Source organism: Frigoribacterium sp. 2355, assembly GCF_054060695.1.
In genome coordinates, this window is record NZ_JBSSDL010000024.1 from 1 (window position 1) to 6209 (window position 6209).

Annotated in this window: 5 protein-coding genes; all 5 read right to left on the minus strand. The window is 70.9% G+C overall.

The genetic code is table 11. From position 1 onward, the window contains the following. Window positions 1–104 precede the first annotated feature (104 nt). The 5 genes from ACVJ1F_RS15330 to ACVJ1F_RS15350 all read right to left on the minus strand — a co-directional run bounded on the left by ACVJ1F_RS15330 (window position 105) and on the right by ACVJ1F_RS15350 (window position 5995). Window positions 105–1400 carry a thymidine phosphorylase gene (locus tag ACVJ1F_RS15330; protein ID WP_056046402.1) on the minus strand — a complete coding sequence of 432 codons (1296 nt, stop codon included), beginning with the start codon at window positions 1398–1400 and terminating at the stop codon, window positions 105–107. Between the two features lie 83 nt (window positions 1401–1483). Continuing rightward, on the minus strand, window positions 1484–1921 hold the full coding sequence (locus ACVJ1F_RS15335; RefSeq protein WP_162234605.1) for a cytidine deaminase: 438 nt from the start codon (window positions 1919–1921) through the stop codon (window positions 1484–1486). Further along, window positions 1918–3207 carry an ABC transporter permease gene (locus ACVJ1F_RS15340; RefSeq protein ID WP_456887282.1) on the minus strand — a complete coding sequence of 430 codons (1290 nt, stop codon included), beginning with the start codon at window positions 3205–3207 and terminating at the stop codon, window positions 1918–1920. The genes ACVJ1F_RS15335 and ACVJ1F_RS15340 overlap by 4 nt, the downstream gene beginning before the upstream one ends. Beyond that, window positions 3204–4478 (minus strand): ABC transporter permease, encoded by a 1275-nt coding sequence (locus tag ACVJ1F_RS15345; protein WP_056046406.1) that lies wholly within the window; start codon window positions 4476–4478, stop codon window positions 3204–3206. Before ACVJ1F_RS15345 ends, ACVJ1F_RS15340 begins: the two co-directional genes overlap by 4 nt. After that, on the minus strand, window positions 4475–5995 hold the full coding sequence (locus ACVJ1F_RS15350) for an ABC transporter ATP-binding protein (RefSeq protein WP_056046408.1): 1521 nt from the start codon (window positions 5993–5995) through the stop codon (window positions 4475–4477). The genes ACVJ1F_RS15345 and ACVJ1F_RS15350 overlap by 4 nt, the downstream gene beginning before the upstream one ends. Between the last annotated feature and the right edge of the window lie 214 nt (window positions 5996–6209).

A 6209-nucleotide genomic window follows, 5' to 3' on the forward strand; every position in this document is an offset into this window, starting at 1 on the left:
GCGCCCGGGGCGGCGCCCCCGGGGGGGGGGGCCCCCCCCCCCCCCCCCCCCCCCCCCCCCGGGCCGGGCGCCCCGGTGCCGGTGGGACGTGCTCGGGCGGGTCGTCAGCCGATGCGCTCGGCGACGATCGTGCGCGCCGCCGGAGCCTCGTCGCCGATCGTCCACGCCCCGTCGACGGCCTCGAGGGCACGCTCGAACCGCTCGGGTTCGTCGGTGTGCAGGGTGAAGAGGGGCTGGCCCTCGGTGACCCGGTCGCCCGGCTTCGCGTGCAGCTCGATGCCGGCGGCCGCCTGCACGGGGTCCTGCTTGCGGGCGCGACCGGCACCGAGGCGCCAGGCACCGATGCCGAAGGGCAGCGCGTGCTGCTCGGTCAGGTGACCGCTGCGCCCGGCGGTGACGACGTGCGTCTCGCGGGCGGTGGGCAGCGCGGCGTCGGGGTCCCCGCCCTGGGCACGGATCATGCGCTTCCAGGCGTCCATGGCGCGTCCGTCGTCGAGGGCGGCCTCGACGTCGGCGTCGGGTCGACCCGCGAGGGTCAGCATCTCGCGGGCGAGTGCCACCGTGAGCTCGCGGATGTCGGCGGGGCCGCCTCCGGCGAGGGTCTCGACCGACTCACGGACCTCGAGGGCGTTGCCGATGGTCAACCCGAGCGGCACGTTCATGTCGGTCAGCAAGGCGGTGGTCGCGACGCCGGCGTCGGTGCCGAGGTCGACCATCGTGCGGGCCAGCTCACGCGACCGCTCGATGTCCTGGATGAAGGCGCCCGACCCGAACTTGACGTCGAGGACGAGGGCGGCGGTGCCCTCGGCGATCTTCTTGCTCATGATCGACGACGCGATCAGCGGGATGGCCTCGACGGTGCCCGTGATGTCACGGAGCGCGTAGAGCTTGCCGTCGGCGGGGGCGAGGCCCGACCCGGCGGCGCAGACGACGGCGCCGCTGTCGGCCATGATCTCGCGCATGCGGTCGTTCGAGATCGAGGCCTGCCAGCCGGGGATCGACTCGAGCTTGTCGAGCGTTCCCCCGGTGTGGCCGAGGCCACGGCCCGAGAGCTGGGGCACGGCGACGCCGAACGAGGCGACGAGCGGAGCCAGCGGCAGGGTGATCTTGTCACCGACGCCACCGGTCGAGTGCTTGTCGACGGTCGTCTTGCCGAGCCCGGCGAAGTCCATCGTCTCGCCCGACCGGATCATGGCCATCGTCATGTCGCGGATCTCCCGGCGCTCCATGCCGTTGAGGAAGATCGCCATGGTCAGCGCCGACATCTGCTCGTCCGCGACGTACCCGCGCGTGTACGCGTCGATGAGCCAGTCGATCTGCGCGGTGCTGAGGGCGTCGCCGCCCCGCTTGACGCGGATGAGGTCGACGGTGTCGAACGGTTCGACGGCGTTCTGGGTCACGGCGGGGCTCCTAGCGGTGGTGCGGTGGGTGGTGCGAGGGCGCGACCACGGGGTCGCGACCGGAGGGGACGAGGAGGCGCGGGTCAGCCCTGCGAGGCGCGGTACGCCTCGAGCTGCCGCGGTCCGAACGCGTCGGGGATGACCTCGTCGATGGTCTTGAAGCCCGAGACGGTGTCGAGGACCATGGCTTCGTCGGAGTGTTCGTAGAGCAGCTGACGGCACCGCCCGCAGGGCATCAGGACCCCGCCGTTGCCGTCGACGCAGGCGAAGGCGACCAGACGGCCCCCTCCCGACATGACGAGGTCGGACACCAGTGAGCACTCGGCGCAGAGGGTGATGCCGTACGAGGCGTTCTCGACGTTGCAGCCCGAGACGATCCGGCCGTCGTCCGTGACGGCCGCGGCCCCCACGGGGAAGTTCGAGTAGGGGACGTACGCCTTGCGCATGGCGTCGCGAGCCGCCCCGCGGAGGGCGTCCCAGTCGGTCTCGGCGAGCACGGACTCGCTGCTGCGGGCGGTCACGACTTGATGTAGGGCTTGCCCGACGCCGCGGGGCCCCGGGACTGCCCGACCAGGCCGGCGACCGCGAAGATCGTCACGACGTACGGCAGCATCAGCATGAACTCGCTGGGCACCGGCGAACCGATGGCCCCGAGCACGTTCTGCAGGTTGCTCGCGAAGCCGAACAACAGCGCGGCGAGCGTGGCCCGGATCGGGTCCCACCGACCGAAGATGACCGCGGCCAGGGCGATGAAGCCCGCGCCCGCCGTCATCTCTTTCTGGAAGTTGCCGAGCGAACCGAGCGTGAAGTACGCCCCGCCGAGACCGGCGATCGCCCCCGCGAGGGAGACGTTCCAGAACCGGGTGGCGTTGACCTTGATGCCCACGGTGTCGGCCGCCTGCGGGTGCTCGCCCACCGAACGGAGGCGCAGCCCCCACCGCGTGCGGAAGAGACCGTAGAAGACGACCGCGATCGCGATGTACATCAGGTAGACGATGATCGTCTGACGGAAGAAGACCGGCCCGACGATCGGGATCTGGCTGAGGACCGGGATGTCGAGCTGCGGGAACCGCACGCCGCGGTTCAGCGACTCGGACTTCGACAGCACCTGCGAGTACAGGAAGCTGGTGAGGCCCGTGACGAGCACGTTGAGCACGACGCCGACGATGACCTGGTCGACGATGTAGCGGATGCTGAAGACCGCGAGGACCATCGACACGAGCACGCCCGCGATCATCGCCCCGACCAGGCCGACGTAGGCCGACCCGGTCGCCGAGGCGACCATGGCCGAGACGAAGGCGCCCGCGAGCAACTGCCCCTCGATCGCGACGTTGACGACACCGACCCGCTCGCTGATGACGCCGCCGAGGGCACCGAAGATCAGCGGGGTGCTGAGTGCGAGGGCGCCGAGCAGCAGACCGGGCACCGGGATGGTCTGACCGGCGCTCGCCCACGTGAGGAAGCCGAGCAGGAAGAGGACGCCGAACACGGCGATCAGCCAGATCGGCACCTTCTCGAAGCGGACGGCGCGCAGCACCGCGACCACCGTGATGACGGCCAGGAGCACCGTCAGCACGATGCCTGTGCCGGCCGCCGGCAGGACCGCGTCGGGCAGGGCGAAGAAGTCCGTCGTCGTCGACAGGCGGAAGGTGCTCTCGCCGTCCCGGGCGAGGCCGAGGAACAGCACGGCGGCCACGACGGTGAAGATCGCGAACGCGATCGGGGCCTTGAGGCTGCGGGAGGAGGTCCGCGCCAGGTCGGGCGACGGCGCGGCGGGGACCGCGGTGTCGGGGGTGAGCGTGCTCACTTGGTGACCACCGCCTCCTTGTTCGAGGCCTTGCGCACCGGGCGGAGGCCCGGGGCCGGCAGACGGAAGATCGCTCGGACCAGCGGGGGCGCGGCCACGAACAACACGATGAGGGACTGCACGACGAGCACGATGTCGATCGGCACGCCGTTGGCGGCCTGCATCGAGTACCCGCCGGCCTTGAGCGCGCCGAAGAGGACGCCGGCGCCGAACACTCCCCACGGCCGCGAACGACCGAGCAGCGCGACCGTGATCGCGTCGAAGCCGATGCCGGCGTCGATGCCCGAGGTGAAGCCGCTGGTCAGCGTGCCGAGCACCTGGGTCGACCCCGCGACGCCCGCGAGGGCACCCGAGATGAGCATCGCGTAGAGGTAGATGTTCTTGACGTTCATGCCGGCCGTGCGGGCTGCGTGCGGGTTCTCGCCGACGGCACGGAACCGGAAGCCGAGCGTCGACCGGTTGATCAGCCACCACACGACGGCGGTGATCACGATGACCAGCACGAAGCCCCAGTTGAGGTTGTAGCGGGCGCCGAACAGGTCGGGCAGGATCGCCGTGTCGAGCGTGGCGGGCGACTTGGGGTTCGCGCTGCCCGGAGCCTGCAGCAGGCCCTGCGTCCGCAACATGAAGGCCAACAGGTAGAAGGCGATGTAGTTGAGCATGATCGTGAGGATCACCTCGTGGGCGCCGGTGCGGGCCTTGAGCAGGCCCACGATGCCGCCCCACAGGGCACCCGCGGCGATGCCGGCGGCGAGCGCGAGGGGAAGGTGCACGGCGAGCGGCAGGTGGAAGGAGAAGCCCACCCAGCCGGCGGCGGCCGAGGCCATCAGCATCTGCCCGCGGGCACCGATGTTGAACAGGCCCACGCGGAACGCGACCGCGACGCCGAGGCCCGCGGCGATGAGGGGCACGGCGTAGTTCAGCGTCTCGGTCAGCGGACGGATGCCCGCCGCGAAGCCGTCGACCCGGAAGTTGTAGATCGCGCCCTGGAAGAGCGACGAGTACGACCCGCCGACCGCGGTCCAGAACGCCTGGAAGAAGTCGGCCGGGCGCGAGAAGAAATAGCCCAGCGTGCCCTGCACCGTGGTGTCGGTGAACCCGATGAGGAGGCCCGAGACGACGAGTGCCAGCACGACGGCGAGCACCGAGATGGCGGCGTTGCCGGTCGTGATCTCTCTCAGGAGGCGCGAGCCGCGTCCCTCGGTCGACTCCGGTGACGACGGGGCGGGTGGCGTGCCCGGGCCCGTCGTGGTGGTCGTGGCGTCGCTCACGCTGCCTGCTCCGTTCCCTGCGGCATCTCGCCGGCCATCATGAGCCCCAGCACGTCGCGAGGGGTGTCCGCCGGCACGATGCCGACGATGGTGCCGCGATACATCACGGCGATGCGGTCGGCCAGGGCGGCGACCTCGTCGAGCTCGGTCGAGACGACGATGACGGGCACGCCCTGGTCGCGGGTCTCGACGATGCGCTTGTGCACGAACTCGATCGACCCGACGTCGATGCCGCGGGTGGGCTGGGCGGCCACGAAGAGCCGCAGGTCGCGGCTGAGCTCGCGCGCCAGCACGACCTTCTGCTGGTTGCCGCCCGAGAGGCGGCCGGCAGGCGTCGTGATGCCCTGGGTGCGGATGTCGAACTCCTTCACCTTGGCCACGGCGAACGCCGCGAGCTCGGCGAGCTTGAGCGAGCCGCGCTTCACGAAGGGACCGGACTGCGAGCGGTCGAGCATGAGGTTCTCGGCCACGGTGAACTCGCCGACGAGGCCGTCCTGGTTGCGGTCCTCGGGGACGAAACCGACGCCCGCGTCGAGGACCTGGCGCACGCTGCGGCCCGTGATGTCGCGCCCGTCCAGGGAGACCCGCCCCTCGACCCGTGGCTGGAGGCCGAGGATGGCCTCGGTGAGTTCGGTCTGACCGTTGCCCTGGACGCCGGCGATGGCGAGGATCTCGCCCCGGCGGACCTCGAACGAGACGTCGTCCACGACGACCTGCCCGATGGGGTCGACCACCCGGAGGTTCTCGACCACCAGGGCGGGCTCACCGGCTTCTGCGGGGGCCTTCTGGACGGTGAGCTCGACGGCGCGACCGACCATGAGCGAGGCGAGCTCGGCGTTCGAGGCGGTCGGTTCGGCCTCGCCCACGACCGTGCCGAGGCGGATGACCGTGATGCGGGTGGCGACCTCGCGTACCTCGCGCAGCTTGTGGGTGATGAAGACGATGGCGGTGCCGGCGTCACGCAGCTGACGCATGATCACCATGAGCTCGTCGGTCTCCTGCGGCGTGAGCACGGCGGTGGGCTCGTCGAACACGAGCACCTTCGCGTCACGGGACAGGGCCTTGATGATCTCGACGCGTTGCTGCACACCGACGGGCAGCTCCTCGACGAGGGCGTCGGGGTCGATGTCGAAGCCGAACCGGCTGCTGATCTCTCGCACCTTGGCGCGAGCCGCGGCGAGGTCGAGCCGGCCGCCGGACCTGGTCTCTTCGTGGCCGAGCATGACGTTCTCGGCGACGGTGAAGACGGGCACCAGCATGAAGTGCTGGTGCACCATGCCGATTCCGGCGCCCATGGCGTCGCCCGGGCCCGAGAAGTGCTGGACGGCGTCGTCGAGCAGGATCTCGCCCTCGTCGGCCTGGTAGAGCCCGTAGAGCACGTTCATCAGCGTGGACTTGCCGGCGCCGTTCTCGCCGAGCAGGCAGTGGATCTCGCCGGGCTCGACGGTCAGGCTGATGTGGTCGTTGGCGGTCAGCGCGCCGAATCGCTTGGTGATGCCCCGCAGTTCGAGCTTCATCTCAGGTGGCTACCTCGGGTCTAGGCATTCGGGTGGGGACGGGCGGCACCGGGTCGGCGGCCCGCCCACGGGCGTTGAGAGGGGCGGGGGGGGCGGGGGGGGCGGGGGCGCCCCCCCCCGGGGGGGGGGGTTGTATAAAATAAGGGGTGGGGGTTTGGAATCACGGTGGGCGCCCCCCGGGCCCAACCACCGAGACACCCCCACAGTTGACCGG

What these genes read in the sequence shown, in the direction of transcription:
- ACVJ1F_RS15350 (WP_056046408.1), bottom strand. Translation starts at nt 5,995, where the DNA reads ATGAAGCTCGAACTGCGGGGCATCACCAAGCGATTCGGCGCGCTGACC.